Source organism: Sellimonas catena (assembly GCF_027924685.1).
GTDB lineage: Bacteria > Bacillota > Clostridia > Lachnospirales > Lachnospiraceae > Sellimonas > Sellimonas catena.
Map to the genome: position 1 here is coordinate 1 of NZ_BSBO01000035.1, position 16,664 is coordinate 16,664.

Consider the following 16,664-nt stretch of genomic DNA (forward strand, 5'->3'; position numbering starts at 1 on the left):
CTCCTTATAATAGATTTACATCTTGCGATGCATGTCTCTATTATAAGGCTCTGGAATGTGATTTCCTGTCCCGGAACAGTGATTTCCGCTTATCCGGAATAGTGATTTCCTAACGCCGGACTGGTGAGTATTCCGTGACTTCGGAGCCACTCAATCCGTTGCATAGAGCCACCCATTCCGAATGTCGGAGCCACCCATATGAGAAGGTGAATCCGCTGTTGAGAGCCACCTCTTAAAGCAATACAATGATCCCAACGGATGAATCCGTAATATAGGTAATTGCGAAACTCCTTCGTAAACTTGAAGAAAAACAAGGAAAATTCGTACAGGGAAGGAGTTTTGGAATGAAAAGTGGATAACCGGATATTTTAGGCGCACTTTAATAAGCTATCTGCTTTATGAAAGTGGTAAGTCCTATGCTATGAGTGGCTTTAAGCTTCGAATGTATTCATGATGTTTGATTTTATCGGCGAGAACAACAGTAATCAGCTGAGTGATACCGGCAAGGTCTGATCAGCATGTAAAGTCTTCTCGTTTTGTGTCCGACGGCCTGCTAGACAGAGATGATCTTTGATGTGGTTGATATCTCTTTCAACAACAGTCCTTATTTTATAGGTGTTATCCCATTCTTCGGTTCCGCGGATCGTTCCGGGATAAGCCCGCAGATCCTTTTCCGGATAGACATAAACCATACGACCACATCTTGAAGTGGTACAAGGATTTTCGCAACAGCATTGTCTATAAGATTTTTGGGTGGATTTCTCGTAAGCCCATCTCATTTTAGGGCAGACAAACTTGAATCTGGTAACACCGCTTCTTAGTTTAGAAGTGCATTCGTACTTCATAGGGAGGGAAGGATCATGAGGGCAACAGGGGATCCCGTTTTCATTGATGGTATAATCCCGATTTTCAAGACCTGCTCTTGCATTGAGTGGAATATATGCTTTCTGGAAATGTTTGTCCTTACCAAAAGTATCACCGGTAAGAAGGCTCTTATAGAGCTGAGCGGTATCGAAAGCGGCATCCCCGAGGAAGGTTTTGGGATTGATCAGTGGATGCTTTGAAAAGAAGTCTTTGAGTGTCGGGATCAAAAGTTTGGAATCATGAACACACTTATCCTCATCAGGGGAGTCCGATTTCTTTTCGACAACAATATCAGGATGGGACGCCATAAAGTCTTTGTTGTAGAAAGAGATATGACGGATAATGCCCAGCCCATTGGTGACAATGCCAAATTTGAAGACATAGCAAAAATGCCCATTGATATACAGCTGCTTAATTTCAGGATTAGCAGAAGCATGGGACGGCATGGAGCCGTAGGCAACCTTATAGGGATCATAAGATTGATTAAAGCCCTGAGCTTTCGCATAGGCCTTAACCTGCCGAATGATTCTGTTAGCGTACTTCGGATTATTTTCGGTGACAAAAGCTTCAATACCGGAAGAATCGAAGATGGTTAAATCTGCTTTTGCAGGATCAATAGCCTGGCAGATGGGCTCTGTAATATCAACAAGATGATCAAAGATAAACTGCAGGTCATCTGAAAAGTCCTGTTTAAAGCGAGTGATTTTGGAAGCATCCGGGACTTTGGAAAACCCGCAGAATTCACGAAGGGGTTTAGAGTAAGCGAGAAAAATGAGGAGAAGCTGGTCTGTAGGAATTGAGAAAATACGTTGAATGATCAAAGCCCACAGGAAAGCTTGCAAAGGGTATTTACGGGATCTGCCCGTTGATGCATAAAAATGATTTCTGAAAGAAATCGGAATAATTTCATCAATGTCGATATGGGTTTCTAATAGAGAAAGAAACGCAGGTTTGTCAGTTTCAAATTTTTCCTGGCAATCTGAAAAAATATCTGCCAGAGAAAGCTGTTTATATGGTATCATAGTATCAGAATAACTCCTTTCTTGGATGGTGGTTTATGGATTTTGGACGACTCTATTATACCATATCCGGTGAGGAGTTATTTGTATTTTAGCAACAAAAAACACCGTATTTATACGGTTTGTGGCGTTTCGCAAACGCCTACCAACGGATGAATCCGTAATACTTTGAGAGGAGGACGAGTCAATGTCCAAAGAGAAACCTATTTTACAAATGCTTCGGGATGGATACAGCCAGCGACACATTGCCAGTTTTCTGCATGTATCCAGAAACACGGTGGCAAGGGTGGCTAAGGCTGCTTCCGAACACCAGTTACCGAATGATGTGTTGGAGTCCATGGATGAAGTAGAAATCCGCCATACACTTTTTCCGGAAGAAGCATTGATCCCCACACTAGTTACGCCTGATTTCCCGTATATCCATAAGGAATTATTGAAAAACGGCGTAACACTGAAGCTTTTGTGGCAGGAATATGTGGACACCTGCCGTAATACCGGCAAGCCTCCCTATGGCTATTCCCAGTATTGTAAGTTATATCAGGATTATGTTACACAGCATAAACTTACCATGCATATCCAACATAAACCTGGTGATAAACTTATGGTTGACTGGGCCGGAACCGCGCTGCCCCTTTATGATAAGACCACAGGGAACAGCAGGAAGGTCTATCTTTTTGTAGCAACGCTGCCTTTCAGCATGTATTGTTATGCACAGGCCTGCGGCACCATGAAAGAGGAGGACTGGATCAATGCACATATCGCTATGTATGAATTCTTTGGCGGTGTCACCAGGATCCTGACTCCGGATAATCTAAAGGTGGGAATCCTGAGCAACAGGAAATATGAAGATCCTGTGGTCAACCGCTCTTACCAGGAACTGGCAGATCACTATCACACAGCATTGCTTCCGGCACGGGTGTTGGCGCCTCGCGACAAAGCAGCCGTAGAGGGAAGTGTTGGTAACCTGACTTCCCACATCATTGCCCGTCTGCGAAACCGGAAATTTTTTGATCTCCATACGATGAACACGGCAATCCGCAAGGAATTGGATCGGTTCAACGATACTCCTTTCCAGAAAAAAGATGGATCACGCCATTCTGTATTTCTGGAAGAAGAGGCTACCTTTTTACAGCCACTTCCTAAATATCCGTACGAATTCGCTCAATGGAAATCAGCTACTGTTCAGTTAAACTATCATATCGCTATCGATTTCCAGAATTATTCAGTTCCTTACGAGTATGTTCGTAAAAAAGTAGATGTCAGATACACCAAAAACAGCATTGAGGTTTACTATAAAGGAAACCGGATCTGCAGCCACAAACGTCTTTATGGACGCCGTGGACAGTATTCCACAGTTGTGGAACATATGCCTGTCAATCATCAGCTATACAGCGAATGGGATCAGAAAAGGTTCCTCAAATGGGCAGATGGGATCGGCGAGGCAACCCATCAGGTCATTCAGGGGATCTTTGATTCCTACCGGATTGAGGAGCAGGCCTATAAAAGCTGTCTGTCTCTTTTGAAACTGGCTGATAAATACAGTACAGAAAGACTGGAACATGCCTGCAGGGCAGCATTGGAGCGAATTCCAAGCCCGCGTTATAAAAACATTCGTCTCATCCTGGAATCCTTGCAATGACAAAGCTGCTGACCCGTCAAACCGATCTGCCGTGACCAGCTATGACGAAAGCTATGCCCTGGTCCGGGGAGCATCTTACTACGGAGGTGGCAGCCATGAAAAATGATACATTGAAAAAGTTAAAAGCCATGAGACTGCCTGCCTTTGCAGAAGCTTATGAAAAACAGATCGTCCGGGAGAGCGACTATGAAGCCATTTCTTTTCATGAACGTCTCATGCTGTTGGTGGACGCAGAATACGATTCCAGACATAACAATAATATCAAGAGATTGATTAAAAACGCAAAGTTTTCTGACGCATCGGCATTTCTTGGAAACATTGAGTATCTGCCAGACCGGCATTTGAACCGGGATCTTCTGGAAAGCCTGGCGGATAATGACTACATCCGGCAGGGATTGAATGTCATCCTGATTGGAGCTACGGGTTCGGGCAAAAGCTTTATCGCTAATGCGCTGGGAGTGAATGCCTGCCAGTCAGGATACAAAACCAGATATCTCCGTCTTCCTGAATTGTTCAGTGAACTGGAAGCAGCAAGGATACAGGGGAAATATCATCAGGTAATGAAACAGCTGCAAAAACTCCCACTCGTGATACTCGATGAATTTCTTTTGATCCCTGCCTCCGATCAGGAACAAAGAGATCTTCTGGAACTAATGGAATATCGCTGTGGTCAGACGTCCACTATCTTCTGTTCACAGTTTATGCCTGAAGGGTGGCACGAAAGGCTGGGCGGCAGTGCTCTCGCCGATTCCATCCTTGACCGCATCATCCCTTCTGCTTACACTATGCGGATTGACGGAGATGTTTCCATGAGACAAAGGAAGAGAGTAATCAAGAGTTAGATCATCTTATCGGGAGCCATGAAGAAACTCATGGCTCCCTTCATCGGACGACTGGCTCTCGCTAACGGATCCGGTGGCTCTATTTCATGAGATTGGGTGGCTCTGCCACCGCAGAATATTCAACTGGTGATGGAAAATGCCCCGGAATACTCATTCTTGCATCAGAAAGTTCAAATTCTTCTCCACAAAATTTGCATATTGGCATAGCAAATCCTCCATTTAACTAATTCTTATAATTTCTAAAATCTTCTTCTGATTCGTAAATATCATCAGAAGAAATACTATTTTTATGACCGCATTCTGTACTTTAGCTGAAGCACCATTAACATCACCCTAACATCACAGCAAAAAAGAAATCCCAAGAACGCCCATTTTACAAGGATTCTTGGGATTTACTAATTATTCAAACTCGTAAACCAAATCTAATTCTATACAGTTTTGTATAGAATATTTGGTTCTATTTGATTTTATTTGTTTCCAACTGTCATGTTTCTATGGTCTGTCTCTGCTAGTGTTATCAATTCGTTATCATGATGATGTTATCATGCTCACTTAAATGTCTGGGTCTGCCTTATGTCTTGCTTTCAGTCTTGCATGCACATTTGAAGCTCCGTATAACACATCTGTGACTGTCACTTTATCCGGATCTACAATGTAACAGACAAGATAATTATCAATTACCATTCTGCGCATTCTCCAAGATCGTTCCGCTCTACCTCGAAAACCGGACATCTCTCAGGATTACTTTCCAAAGTGAGAATTGCATCTGCAATACGATTATATTGACCCATAGCATTCTCCGCTGCCAAAAGAACATCTGCTATATAATCATAGATCCCTTCCATATCGTCAAGAGCTGTCTGGGTAATTTCTACAATCCGTTTCCCCATCACCTATGAGTCTCCCTAAACTTTTTGAATGCTTCTGCAGCGTTCTCTGTCCTTCCGGCTCTGTAATCATCATAACCTTTCTGAAGCTTCGCATGAAGAGCCGCATCTGTCATCTGAGAGGCATCTATATCTGCCGGTGCCTTTGGAAGCGTAACGGAAAACGGAATCCCTCCAACTAAAACTACTTGATTCAGGAACATATCGACAGCCGTTGACATTGGTATGCCCAGACGCGAAAGAACTGTCTCTGCCTCTGATTTTAATGTGGGATTAATCCGTAGATTAAGTGTTGCTGATTTCTCCATAATGTCACCTCCGTTTATGCTTTAATTGTAACGTCTTCGTCGTTACGTGTCAATAATGAGTTGTAGAATAGTTTAATACTATTTCTTCTTTAGCCCATATCGACTATAACCTCTGTATATTCTTAACTTCCTGACTTTTTCTCACTCGAACTCGGTTCTTTTCTCCAAAACCTAAACAAATTTGTTTAAGTTTTACGAGCTTTCCGATTTCATTTATCTCATTTTCATATCGTGCGCTGACTTACTTATCTTCAGTTGCCGTCACGTTGCCATGTATGTATTATATCAAAAGAATTTGTTAATGTAACTATTTTTAATTGATTTCTTTATAAATCTTATAATTATCAATATTATCTTGTCTTAAGCATGCTTTTTTTATATATGTGCTATAATTTGAAATGAAATCATCCCATTTAACAGCTTCTATATAACTAACATCTCCGTACCATATTGTTGATCCATTATCACAGGTTCGTTTATTTGCGTCTATAAGATTAAATTTATTTTTTCTAATTATAGAAAACAATTTATCCGTATGATGAGTTGTACAACCATTTACACAGCAACTTTTATTTTCTAAGTAATAAGAATATGAACCGTTCTCATCTGGTAATACAACAGCCAACATTGCATTAGTTCTACTTGTAATAGCATCTCCGTTTTTATTTTTACGTGATGTTTCTTTTAATGAATAAGAAATTTCCCACGGTATCCATTGATTCTTCTCACTATTCCAAGATTCTTTCATCCCCGGCGAAATAAATATCACAGTTACAGAGCTATCATATATTCTATTTTTTAATTTTTCCCATATAGTTCCTTCAGATAATAAAGATAAATCTTCCCCTTCACTTTCTCCCTTATAGATATTGTCCGAAGGATCTAACACTTCTTCAAACTTAGTAACATAATCCCGCACAGTAGAATTTTCATAAATAGATAAATTTCTTACCTGATTATCTTTATATTTATACGAAACAAAAATTTTCTTTCCCATAATATTTTACCTTTCGTTATCTTAATCATATTTTTTCATTAGAGCTAATATAACTAAGCATTTCTTGTGCCATACTGAAATAATCTATCCCCTCGAGAAAAGCTTTATTCAATTCTTTGGATGCGTTATTAATCCCTTCCCAACCATTATGTTCATACTCCAATGCCACTTCACTTGAGCAGCCTCCAACACTACCAACTATAAAAACAGGAATATTCCATTCGCGAGCTAATTTTATTTCCTCCCGGATTCCTTCTTCATTTTTATTTGGTTTTATTTTTCCTCCCAAGCATACTAAAGCTTTTACATTTTTCCTTTGTATCATATTTCTACGCATTTCCGTCAAGCTCAATGCTAAAGTCTCTTTCTTTTCAGATATGTGTAAATTATACTTATCTTCATATTCCTTTTCTGAATCATCTACTAAAAACCATCTTGAAATATACATGTTTACTTTGTTTTTATAATCTTGAGGATCCACATCTTTTGCAACTTCGTAAAAAAGTTCTTGAAACGTAGGATGAGCACCAAAAGTTAATTCATATCCATTCCAAATAATTGACTTTGAAAACAAAATCAAAGCATCCGTTAAGCTCTGTTTATAAATTTCGTCAGAATCAGGGAAAGCTCCTGATATAACTATTTCCATTTGTTTACTTCCTTTCTTTGCTTCTGATAAATATCTATTCCAATGATAACAAAAATCTTGTATTCCATCAAAAACAACGTTTTCCCGTTTTGAGCTTGACACAACTCTATTAGTTAAAATAGCTATAGAATCACACTCACATTTTTCTAAATACTCATTCAATTTTTCGGCATCTTCCAAAGTCGGGGTGCGTCCGAACAATTGATAGTATTGTTCAATATTACGCTGAGGATAATGGTATCCTTTTCGCTTTATAGAAATATGATAAATCATCTTCCCCTTATCGACAACTTTTAATTTATTACTGAACATATTATCTAGCAAATCTATATAGCCCAATATTTGATTTGATCTATCCATCACCAACTCAAAAGCTTTCTGAAGTATTGTATCTACAATTTCAACAAGTTGATTATCACAATAGAACTCTTCTGATTTATAAATAAGATGAGGTTTATCAGATGGTTTCATTTTTAATTTATTAATATCCGCATTATCAATCTGCACCCACAAAATAGGAATATTTCTTAGTAATGCAAATCTCAACTCTTTTAATATCCACTCCGATTCTGCCGATTTCGGAGTATGCAGAAAAACAAAAACATCGCTGCTTTCCATTACTTTATCAATTACCTCTTGTGCCGCATCTCCAACTTTTACATTTACAACATCTCTAAATGGAGTTGATTCTTTGGCTTGCATAAGTATTTTATCATAAATTTTAGCTGTAATTTCTTCTCCGTCGAGCCTTCTATGACTTAGAAATATTTCTCCTTCCTCGCAATAGCAAGTCGGAAAAACTCTTGCTACAAGTTTTCTAGAAAAAATTTTTGCAATTGTCCCCAAATATTTTCCATCAAGATCTCTACATCTAAGTTGCTCCCACACATCATAGCTCTGCTTATCTGATATTACTTCCATTGGTGTTCTTGCTCTTCTATCAATTGCAACAGGCCATATTCGAGCACCTTTTTCAAGCGCTTTTAGTAATAATTTCTTCACATCTCCAGTTTCTTGTTCAGATACATCATGTTCATTATACACAATTACTATCGCATCATTTGAAAGTGATACTTTCATTCTTCCTATGTTCTTTATATTAACTTCATAAAGTTCAACTCCGTATGACCTTAGTTCCTTAATTACTTCTTTATTAAATTCATCTGCAGTAAAGTAATCTGTCATCGTCATTTGTGGATCTATAATAAATATCTTCATTAAGTCCCCCCTTATACTCACATGTATTCTTTACTAACCTTACGTAACAGGCCTATTTTCTTATGTTATATTTTGAAAATCTTAATCGCAAACTTTGAAATTGTCTTATATTCTAAGTTTTTTCATCATATTTAAAATAGAAGTAAGAATAATCAATATTCTTAGAAATGTTATTATTTAAACGATGAATATTGAGTCCAACTTCAAGATGTTTCTTCATTGCATTATATAACTCACTAATTATCTGTTCCCTCAATTTTATAATCAGCATTTTTACGAAAATAGTCTCAAATTAGGATAATGAAAGCTACGATAATACCTTCTCACTTTCTAATAATACCATTCGTTTATAATGTGAATCTAAATACCATTCTTCAGTAAAAGGTCTAATAGCAAATTTCCCATTTTGTATATCTTCTTTGGAAATTATATACATTGTTTTACCTAGTTCTTTAAAATAATTGAGTTCATATCTACACCAAATTGAATGTCTGGAATAGTCTGAATCCACAAATAATACACTTTTGGATTGCTCCATCCTTTTCTCTAATACCTTTAAAGTAGCATTACAAAGCAAGTTACGTTTCAAATAATCCGAGTCATTAATCCAATCACAAAATATATTCTTGCCTTGTCTGTTTTCAAATCCAATTAATTTTTGGACATAATCACTGTCTTTATAGCTGTGTGAAATAAAAAAATCATATGATTTTATTTTCTGCTCTTTTGCATTTTCAATTCTATATTCTAATTCTGTAGGCGTTTTTGGTATATCATATTTTTCTTCAGGATAGATTTTCGTTAAATAATGTTTTCGTTTCTTATTTTTAGTATGCACTTGCATATACTTTTGACGTCTTGCTCTAGGCTGATAATTAAAACTTTGTAAATGTTTAAATGCCAACCATCTAAGCTGCTTATTTAACTCTGTATCATTTAATTTAAAAAAGAATTCTATTATTTTGAAGCTATAATACTTTTGAAGTTCCAACAGAATATACATTTTATCCTTCTGACTAGTATTCTTTCTGTCATAAAAACCCATCAATTGATCAACATATTCTGGCGTCATCTGCTGTGTTCTAGATTTAGCCTGTTCAATTTTCTTGTTTATTTTTTCTATTTTAGGTTTTCTTTTATTCCATAATAGTTCTGATAACTCACTAGATTTTTTTTCCAAATAATTAGAGTCGTGCATTTTTTTCCTATCGGCAGACATAATTTTTTTATACTCACCGCACGTAAGCAGTAAATTTTCTGGTTTTTTCATATTATAGCGAGTTTTTCCAAAATGTTTTTTCAAATATTTATCTTTTTTATTATAATACCAATATTTAACTTCAACCGAATACCATTCATGTGGATAAAAATGTTTTAACATCTCTACTATGTCTTCATTTTTATAACCTTTAGGCAATAATTCCTGAATAGACTTTAACTGCATATTCCACATCGAAATAATATCTCGTATTTCATGATCATAAATATGTTTTGTAACTCCTGACATAAACTACATTTTCCTATCTACATATGTGTAATTATAATAACTCCGGTACATACTATTGCAAGTGGCAGATAAAAACCTAATTCTGTTTTCGAAAAAAAGCAACTATAGTAACAATTTTTTTCGCTATTAAACTCTTGAGAAGTAGCTTTTAATGAAAAGTCTATCTTGTCTTCGTCCGTGTGACAAACTTTATCATATAATGAACGATATAAACGCTCTTGATGCAAATAATATGTATCCAACCCCCAAAACACTATAACGGGGACATATGCGACAAGAAAATATAATTTATCAGCATCTTTACTTGCTAAAGAAAAAATACCAGCCACTAAGGTTACTGCCCACCCTTTCAACAAAAATGAATTGTTAGACATTCTATTGACAACGCCTTGAACTAATTCTAGATGTTTAAGTTTATTTTCCAATTTTCCCATCTCCTATCACTTATTATGAGCGCATGCTGCTATCTCTATCCAACTTCCCATATTAGCATAACCATCTTGAGTTACATAATCATATATTCCATCACAAACATTATCAAAATATGCGGGGCTACCATCTTCATAATATCCAATAACCGTATGTATATTTCCTTTAGCAGATATTTTCAAAGTTCTCATATCTCTAATCCAGTTAATATAAACACCAATTACTGCATTTCCTCTTTGTAAACTTTTACAGATTTCGTATTGAACAAATGGGCGAGACAACGTTTCCGCACCAATCAAAACAACTGTAACGGATGTTCCTTCAAGTTGCTTATCTATCCACTTATATACTTCTTTTTCTCCTTTTCGTTTCATCTTTTCAAATTCTGCTTTATCTATAAAGCCGGCTGCCTCTTTTCCCTGCGTCACCCAACTATTACGCACTATCATAGAACGATTTATATCATTGTCATAGTGAAAACTAAAAAAAACTCTGCGTGCCATCTCATACGTCTCCTTTCTCCTAGGTTAATAATAAAGAGTTTCTTATAATTGATTTTTCCTTTAACCTCCAACAATTAAGCCACCTTCGCATTATCATTTATCCCTTCAATAACCTTTCTTATCCCCATCCATACATTCAAATCAGTAAAGATATCCACGACACTTCCCTGATCTGTGAACGGTGGTTCCTGTAGCACAGAAAAATCCTTCAGCAATCCATTATGTACAATATATTCAACGATCTGATTCACAAAGTAAATCTGTCTGCTGTCCAGATTGGCTTCGTTCAGGTATTCAGAAAATGCTTCTTTTGCAGCATTCATATCCAGGCCCACAATCTCACGGACAAATTCTCCCAGAGGCTTGTCTCCATATTCTGCTTCATATTCATCCTTCGTTCCCAGATCACTCCACAGAATTTTTTCCAATGTTTTAATATCATCCTGAGTCATTGGCTTATTCTTTTTCAATTTCGCAATAACTAGGTCATCCTGGTGCTGGCGAACATAATATTCTGCTTTTGCCTTATAGTTCTTCAGATCATCGTTTTCCAGTTCTGACTCTTTCCATTCAATGGACAGAATATCATCTTCGAAGTTTGTGTCATAACGCACTTTCTTTTTAGGAAGATACTTCATCAGATTACGAAGGCTTTCCCGAATATGTTCAAATTCATTGATTCCGGCACGATCCAGATAATCCGTATGGAGAATCTGATTAATCAGCTCTGCCTGCACCATAATTTCTGGTATGTTTGCTACCGTAGAAATCGCACTCACTTTTTTCAACAGATCACTCCGAGCTTTTCCATATTTTTTTCCGATTAAATATGCCAACTCTATGCCATACATCAGCGCATCAAACCGAACTGCACTTGCCTCATCTCCATCCGGCAGAATCAGAGGCGCCAGCTCTTCCCTTACAAGCAGCGTATCCTCATAACTCAGAATCTGATAGTTGGACTGATCGGAATACAGATCCACATATTTTAAGTGCTGACGAACTGCAAAGTTATCTCTAATCCGATTCAATTCCTGCACTTTTTCACTCATATGCTGTATCAATGCATTCCGGTAAGCAATCAATCGTTCTGTCTGATATTCCATATCCTGCAGTTTGTAAGTGATCTGAAATTCCAGATTAAAAATTGCTCCCTGCAGTGCCATCATATTAGCGGTTGCCTTTCCTTTGTTAATGCGGAAAAACTCAAAATTGCCACAAAAATCGAAAATATAAAATTTCTGCTTGTCCTCTCCATCCAACAATCCGGGGCACAGGCGTGTTCCTCGTCCAATCATCTGCCAGAATTTTGCTTTACTCATGACTTTCTTGAAAAAGACAAGATTCAATACTTCCGGCACATCGATTCCTGTGTCCAGCATATCTACGGAAATTGCAATCTGAGGAAGTTTATTTGGCTCTGAAAATTCATCAATAGCACTCTGGGCATAAGTCATATAATTATCAATGACTTTCGCATATCCCGGAAGATTCGGATATTCTTTCCCGAAAATCTCCAGAATCTTTTCTGCATGATCGTGATTCTTGGCAAAGATAATCGTCTTCCCTAAAGTTTCTCCATAATTGATACGAATCCCTTTGGTCATAAGAATATGCAGAACCTTCTTTATGGTATCTTCATTAAACAGCCAGGAATTCAATGCAGAAGAACTGATTTTTTCAGGAAGTTCTCCGTTCTCGTCTTCAAATGTAGCTTCATAAGCTTCCTTGTCTTCTTCTGATAATTCATCATACACAATTCCCTCTTCAATAAATTTCAAAGAAGATTCTACGGAAAGGAAATCTACCAGATAACCGTCTTTGACAGCCTGTGCCAGTTCATACCCATATGTAGGCACACCATTTTCCAGTTCAAAAATATTGTAGGTATTCTTATCAATTTCGTCCTTTGGCGTAGCTGTCAAGCCTACCAGTGGCGCATCAAAATAGGTAAAAATATCTTTATATTTATTATAAATAGACCGATGGGCTTCATCACAGATTACCAGATCGAAATGTCCGCAGGTAAACAGTTTTCCCTCCTCATCCTTTACAGAATCAATACAATTCATCATGGTCTGATAAGTAGAGAAAACACAATGAGCCTGATAATTATCCTTTTCCTCGCATAGATTAGTCACAGATAAATCCGGAAGAAGATTCACAAAACTTCGTTTTGCCTGTGTAACCAGAGAATTTCGATCTGCTAGGAACAGGATATTCTTTACCCAGCTATGCTGCAGCAATACATCACACAAGGAAATAACCGTTCTTGTTTTCCCGGAACCCGTCGCCATAACTAACAATGCTTTCCTACGATTCTTATTTCCAAAGCTGTCACAGACTGCCTTAACCGCACCTTCCTGATAATACCGTCCCGCAATATTCTTATCTACAGTAATATTCTTGAGACTTGTCTTCATAGACTGCAGATTGAACCACTTTTCCAGATCTCGTTTGGAATAGATCATGGATACTTTTCGTTCCGGATACTGCCCATCATCTATCCTCGTATCAAATCCATTGGTCAGGAAAACAACTGGTCTTCTGCCGTACTGTTTTTCCAGAATATCTGCATATAGCTTTGCCTGCTGACGTCCTTTTGCCACATCCACGCAGGTACGTTTTGCCTCAATTACCGCAAGCGGTCTATGTGCATCGTCATAGAGTACATAGTCTGCATAACCCACCTCTGATTTATTTGGCATTCCCGGAAGTTCTACTTCATTGATCCAGTTTTTCCCTTCCGTCCATCCTGCATCCATCAGCATTGTATCGATATATATCTTTCTTGTCTTATACTCGGACAGATCAAGAGGCTTCGGTACATAAGTCTGTTGCTGCTCCTCACGCCTTGCCGTCAATTGCTCTTTCAATACCTGATTTTCTGCTATGAGATCTTTCAGATTGAGTTCCGAAATTAGTGGCCTCTCTTCTAAAACAGTCTGTTTCGTTTCTTCAAGAAATTCAGCATGAAACTCTCCTTCCGTATAATCTTTGGAATAACAATGCGCCACAAAATCCAGAAAGATATACAGATTTTCCAGACATAATTTTGCTTGATCCAGGGTAATCTTTTTCCCATTGTGAGCCGCATTGTTTCCCACTCTACGGATAAAATCCAGTCTTCTCCAAAGATCCGGATCCACAATGTCTCGAAACTCTTCTGCGCTCATCAAGCTGACCAACGTATCCTGATACGGCATAACAAGCGAACCATCTACGGAATACATCCATTTGACGGCAAACTCCATAGCCCGGCGGCAGTTGATCACACTGGCTTCCATATCAATATGTAATATTTTCTCAGCCGAAATGGCCACATTCGCGAAAGAATCAAATTGTGGTTCTTTCTTAAGGAAATCAAAGTTGGTCATCTCTAATCCCCCTTACTTCTTCTTTAAATTTAAAGCATTCATACCTTGCGTAATTTGCTTTCTTACCTCTGGCGTTTTCATGGCTTCCGTAATCAGTGTATTAACCAAATTCCCACCTAATTGATTCTCAAATTCTTTTTGTTGTCTTTCAAGCTCATATTTATGTTCCAATTCCAGCTTTTCTTTTTCCATTATAAATTTTTCTCGTTCTTTTTCTATATCTAATTTATACTGAGTATTTAACTTTTCCAAATCCGTTTTCATTTGTTTCCTTGATATTAGATAACTGGCAATACCAGATATTAAAGCACATACAACGGAAACTATATACGGCAAATACATATCCATAAATTTTCTCCTTTCAGATATCAATCTGCCATTATACCTTTTAGATAATTAATAAACGCACAGCATGATATTAACATGAATTTGGCTTCTTCAAACGTTGACGCTTTTCCTCCTATATCTCCAGCATGCCTTATACCGTTTGCATCACTTGTATATCCATACAATATGTTAAACGCTGACTTCAAAGCAGAATGAATAACAACACCTTTTTGCTCCAATTTTTTCAACATATTTCCTAGTGTTGCCTCTTTTCCGCGAACTCCTGTAACAATCTCACACATAGCCTCTACACTACTAATGCTTTCTTTAATAGAATTCTCATAATCAGGATGTTCCCTGTTTGCCAATAGACTGTGAGCTTTTGAAATATGTAATGTTACTGCTGAATATTCGCAGTCTAATGTTTCTTTAATTGTATCCACTTCTATTTCATTGCTAATCGGAGAAAGCAAACCATCAATAAATCTGTATCCAACATATTCCTGTTTAAACAATTCATTAAATTGTTTAAACACGCTATAGGTCTCTTCCTGTAAATAATACCCATAAGCTTTATATGGATATTTTTTATTTAATTCTTGTTCCCAATATTCACTAATGGCTTCAACCAAAGTTAATACATCATCATAGGAATTATTCATTATAACTTGGTTTATTTCATCAAAAAACTTATCATCATCTATACTTTTTCTCGTATCAATCCTTTGACCAAACACTTCACTAGTAACATATCTAAAAAAACTTTGTACAGAATCATTACTATAATATTGTCCTCCATAGAAGAAATGATATTGTTCGCTTAACAAATTAAAGATTTGTATACGAGTTCTATTATCGAAATTTTTCATCTGAATTTCTGTATTTTCAGATTTGATTCCTTGTCGATCTGAGAATCCTCCTCTTCTACTTACTTTTACCACTCTACCTCATCCTCCTAATTAAAAATTTTTGAATTACCCAAAGTATTTCTGCATTAAACTATCAAATAATAACTGTGTCTCGTCTAGTGCTTTTTGCACAGCAGCTTTTGATTTTTCGACTTGAACGACAAAATCTGCAAATTTTTTTTGAAGTTCTATTGGTGGCAAACAAATTAAAAGTTTGCCTAATCTTTCTTTTGAAATATTAGACATTGATTTTGCAGAACCACTCGCAATACTTTGAATCTTTCCTCTAAATAGATCATGGTTAATTAGTTTCCACAAATAAACTTTATTACAACTATCATTTGTATTTAATCTAAAAATCAAATCCGGCATCATCAGTTTCTTTGGTGTTGAAAATACATAAGCAGCCATACCCACTAACTCAGGAGTATTTTTTCTCGTGAATAATAAATCATCTTCATGAACTTCTGCACTTTCTATAAAAAGATTTTCATCTATTATCGCTTTATTTTCTTCTGGTTTATATGCTCCATCTGTAACTGCACTTAATTTCAAGATAGCTGGAACATCTCCACTCCTTGTAATACCATCACAAACAAAGCTTTTTCCATTTTCAATGCTTTTAAGGCAAGCATTTATTTCAACTTTATCCCATCTCATAGGATTAGTGACTGGATTTCCAAACATCTCGATAAATCGGGCTTTGATAAGATCATCAAGTTTTTCAATTTCCTGCCTACGCAACTCAATAATATTCTCAACCTTTTTCAGAATACCTACAATCTCTATCTGTCGATCAAGCGTATCCAAATTAAACTCTTCATTTTTATAATCCTTAAAATAAATATGTGGAATTGTTGCACCTGTAAAATACTTCTCCAAGTGCATATATCTCACCACATAGCAAAGATATTCTGGTAGAACATTTTCTTTTGGCAAAAGATACTGCATAGTACCTATGACGGAAGATTTAGATGGATGTAATGTAGTTCTACCAATACCCGAACCATCTTTGACAACGGCTACATATGGTTTTTCTTGATGATAAAAATCAACATTTCCCAAATATCCTGTAGCTCCATAAACCGGATATTCTCCTGCTTTATCTATCACATCTGATTGTTTAAGGTTTGACGAGCCTCTTTCACAAACATCTTCAAGTTTTACTCTCATATTTTCATCCCCACAAA

At 37.0% G+C, this 16,664-nt stretch carries 16 protein-coding genes; 2 read left to right on the plus strand and 14 right to left on the minus strand.

Annotation, left to right across the window (positions count from 1 at the left end; all coding sequences use genetic code 11):
* Positions 1–485 precede the first annotated feature (485 nt).
* Positions 486–1,886, minus strand: coding sequence for a transposase (locus Selli1_RS14580; RefSeq protein ID WP_334304932.1), 1,401 nt, complete (start codon positions 1,884–1,886; stop codon positions 486–488).
* Positions 1,887–2,070: 184 nt separating this feature from the next.
* Here Selli1_RS14580 and istA point away from each other — a divergent pair, with 184 nt between their 5' ends.
* Both istA and Selli1_RS14590 read left to right on the plus strand, forming a co-directional pair.
* On the plus strand, positions 2,071–3,522 hold the full coding sequence (gene istA / locus Selli1_RS14585) for an IS21 family transposase (protein ID WP_281873655.1): 1,452 nt from the start codon (positions 2,071–2,073) through the stop codon (positions 3,520–3,522).
* Positions 3,523–3,617: 95 nt separating this feature from the next.
* Complete coding sequence (locus tag Selli1_RS14590) at positions 3,618–4,364, plus strand: ATP-binding protein (protein WP_281873657.1); 747 nt, start codon at positions 3,618–3,620, stop codon at positions 4,362–4,364.
* A gap of 79 nt (positions 4,365–4,443) precedes the next feature.
* Here Selli1_RS14590 and Selli1_RS14595 read toward each other — a convergent pair whose 3' ends face one another.
* The 13 genes from Selli1_RS14595 to Selli1_RS14650 form a co-directional block, all read right to left on the minus strand.
* Positions 4,444–4,569, minus strand: a complete 126-nt coding sequence (locus Selli1_RS14595) for a hypothetical protein (protein ID WP_281873659.1) — start codon at positions 4,567–4,569, stop codon at positions 4,444–4,446.
* Between the two features lie 347 nt (positions 4,570–4,916).
* On the minus strand, positions 4,917–5,048 hold the full coding sequence (locus tag Selli1_RS18405; RefSeq protein WP_330677610.1) for a hypothetical protein: 132 nt from the start codon (positions 5,046–5,048) through the stop codon (positions 4,917–4,919).
* On the minus strand, positions 5,042–5,254 hold the full coding sequence (locus tag Selli1_RS18410) for a type II toxin-antitoxin system RelE/ParE family toxin (RefSeq protein ID WP_330677611.1): 213 nt from the start codon (positions 5,252–5,254) through the stop codon (positions 5,042–5,044). Before Selli1_RS18410 ends, Selli1_RS18405 begins: the two co-directional genes overlap by 7 nt.
* Positions 5,254–5,559, minus strand: a complete 306-nt coding sequence (locus Selli1_RS14605; RefSeq protein WP_087166891.1) for a type II toxin-antitoxin system RelB/DinJ family antitoxin — start codon at positions 5,557–5,559, stop codon at positions 5,254–5,256. Before Selli1_RS14605 ends, Selli1_RS18410 begins: the two co-directional genes overlap by 1 nt.
* A 313-nt stretch (positions 5,560–5,872) precedes the next feature.
* Entirely contained in the window at positions 5,873–6,556 is a 684-nt protein-coding gene (locus Selli1_RS14610) for a TIR domain-containing protein (protein ID WP_281873661.1), read from the minus strand.
* A 25-nt stretch (positions 6,557–6,581) separates the two neighbouring features.
* A complete protein-coding gene (locus Selli1_RS14615) occupies positions 6,582–8,423 on the minus strand; it encodes a TIR domain-containing protein (protein ID WP_281873663.1) in 1,842 nt (613 codons plus the stop codon).
* Positions 8,424–8,730: 307 nt separating this feature from the next.
* Positions 8,731–9,930 (minus strand): TIR domain-containing protein, encoded by a 1,200-nt coding sequence (locus Selli1_RS14620; protein WP_281873666.1) that lies wholly within the window; start codon positions 9,928–9,930, stop codon positions 8,731–8,733.
* Positions 9,931–9,947: 17 nt separating this feature from the next.
* A complete protein-coding gene (locus tag Selli1_RS14625) occupies positions 9,948–10,355 on the minus strand; it encodes a hypothetical protein (protein WP_281873668.1) in 408 nt (135 codons plus the stop codon).
* 15 nt (positions 10,356–10,370) lie between these two features.
* On the minus strand, positions 10,371–10,862 hold the full coding sequence (locus Selli1_RS14630) for a TIR domain-containing protein (RefSeq protein WP_281873670.1): 492 nt from the start codon (positions 10,860–10,862) through the stop codon (positions 10,371–10,373).
* A 74-nt stretch (positions 10,863–10,936) separates the two neighbouring features.
* Positions 10,937–14,239: a DEAD/DEAH box helicase family protein gene (locus tag Selli1_RS14635; RefSeq protein ID WP_281873672.1), complete on the minus strand. Its 3,303-nt coding sequence runs from the start codon at positions 14,237–14,239 to the stop codon at positions 10,937–10,939.
* A gap of 12 nt (positions 14,240–14,251) precedes the next feature.
* On the minus strand, positions 14,252–14,587 hold the full coding sequence (locus tag Selli1_RS14640; RefSeq protein WP_281873674.1) for a hypothetical protein: 336 nt from the start codon (positions 14,585–14,587) through the stop codon (positions 14,252–14,254).
* A gap of 20 nt (positions 14,588–14,607) precedes the next feature.
* The gene (locus Selli1_RS14645) at positions 14,608–15,507 is read right to left on the minus strand and encodes an AbiJ-NTD4 domain-containing protein (RefSeq protein WP_281873676.1); all 900 of its coding nucleotides are present in this window, start codon (positions 15,505–15,507) and stop codon (positions 14,608–14,610) included.
* Between the two features lie 33 nt (positions 15,508–15,540).
* Complete coding sequence (locus Selli1_RS14650) at positions 15,541–16,647, minus strand: restriction endonuclease subunit S (RefSeq protein ID WP_281873678.1); 1,107 nt, start codon at positions 16,645–16,647, stop codon at positions 15,541–15,543.
* Between the last annotated feature and the right edge of the window lie 17 nt (positions 16,648–16,664).

Excerpts from the sequence above, each read along its gene's own strand:
- Selli1_RS14640 (WP_281873674.1), bottom strand. The coding sequence starts at position 14,587 with ATGGATATGTATTTGCCGTATATAGTTTCCGTTGTATGTGCTTTAATA.
- Selli1_RS14595 (WP_281873659.1), bottom strand. The coding sequence starts at position 4,569 with ATGCCAATATGCAAATTTTGTGGAGAAGAATTTGAACTTTCTGATGCA.
- Selli1_RS18405 (WP_330677610.1), bottom strand. The coding sequence starts at position 5,048 with ATGGTAATTGATAATTATCTTGTCTGTTACATTGTAGATCCGGATAAA.
- Selli1_RS14610 (WP_281873661.1), bottom strand. The coding sequence starts at position 6,556 with ATGGGAAAGAAAATTTTTGTTTCGTATAAATATAAAGATAATCAGGTA.
- istA (WP_281873655.1), top strand. The coding sequence starts at position 2,071 with ATGTCCAAAGAGAAACCTATTTTACAAATGCTTCGGGATGGATACAGC.
- Selli1_RS14620 (WP_281873666.1), bottom strand. The coding sequence starts at position 9,930 with ATGTCAGGAGTTACAAAACATATTTATGATCATGAAATACGAGATATT.
- Selli1_RS14650 (WP_281873678.1), bottom strand. The coding sequence starts at position 16,647 with ATGAGAGTAAAACTTGAAGATGTTTGTGAAAGAGGCTCGTCAAACCTT.
- Selli1_RS14635 (WP_281873672.1), bottom strand. The coding sequence starts at position 14,239 with ATGACCAACTTTGATTTCCTTAAGAAAGAACCACAATTTGATTCTTTC.
- Selli1_RS18410 (WP_330677611.1), bottom strand. The coding sequence starts at position 5,254 with ATGGGGAAACGGATTGTAGAAATTACCCAGACAGCTCTTGACGATATG.
- Selli1_RS14580 (WP_334304932.1), bottom strand. The coding sequence starts at position 1,886 with ATGATACCATATAAACAGCTTTCTCTGGCAGATATTTTTTCAGATTGC.
- Selli1_RS14605 (WP_087166891.1), bottom strand. The coding sequence starts at position 5,559 with ATGGAGAAATCAGCAACACTTAATCTACGGATTAATCCCACATTAAAA.
- Selli1_RS14590 (WP_281873657.1), top strand. The coding sequence starts at position 3,618 with ATGAAAAATGATACATTGAAAAAGTTAAAAGCCATGAGACTGCCTGCC.
- Selli1_RS14615 (WP_281873663.1), bottom strand. The coding sequence starts at position 8,423 with ATGAAGATATTTATTATAGATCCACAAATGACGATGACAGATTACTTT.
- Selli1_RS14630 (WP_281873670.1), bottom strand. The coding sequence starts at position 10,862 with ATGGCACGCAGAGTTTTTTTTAGTTTTCACTATGACAATGATATAAAT.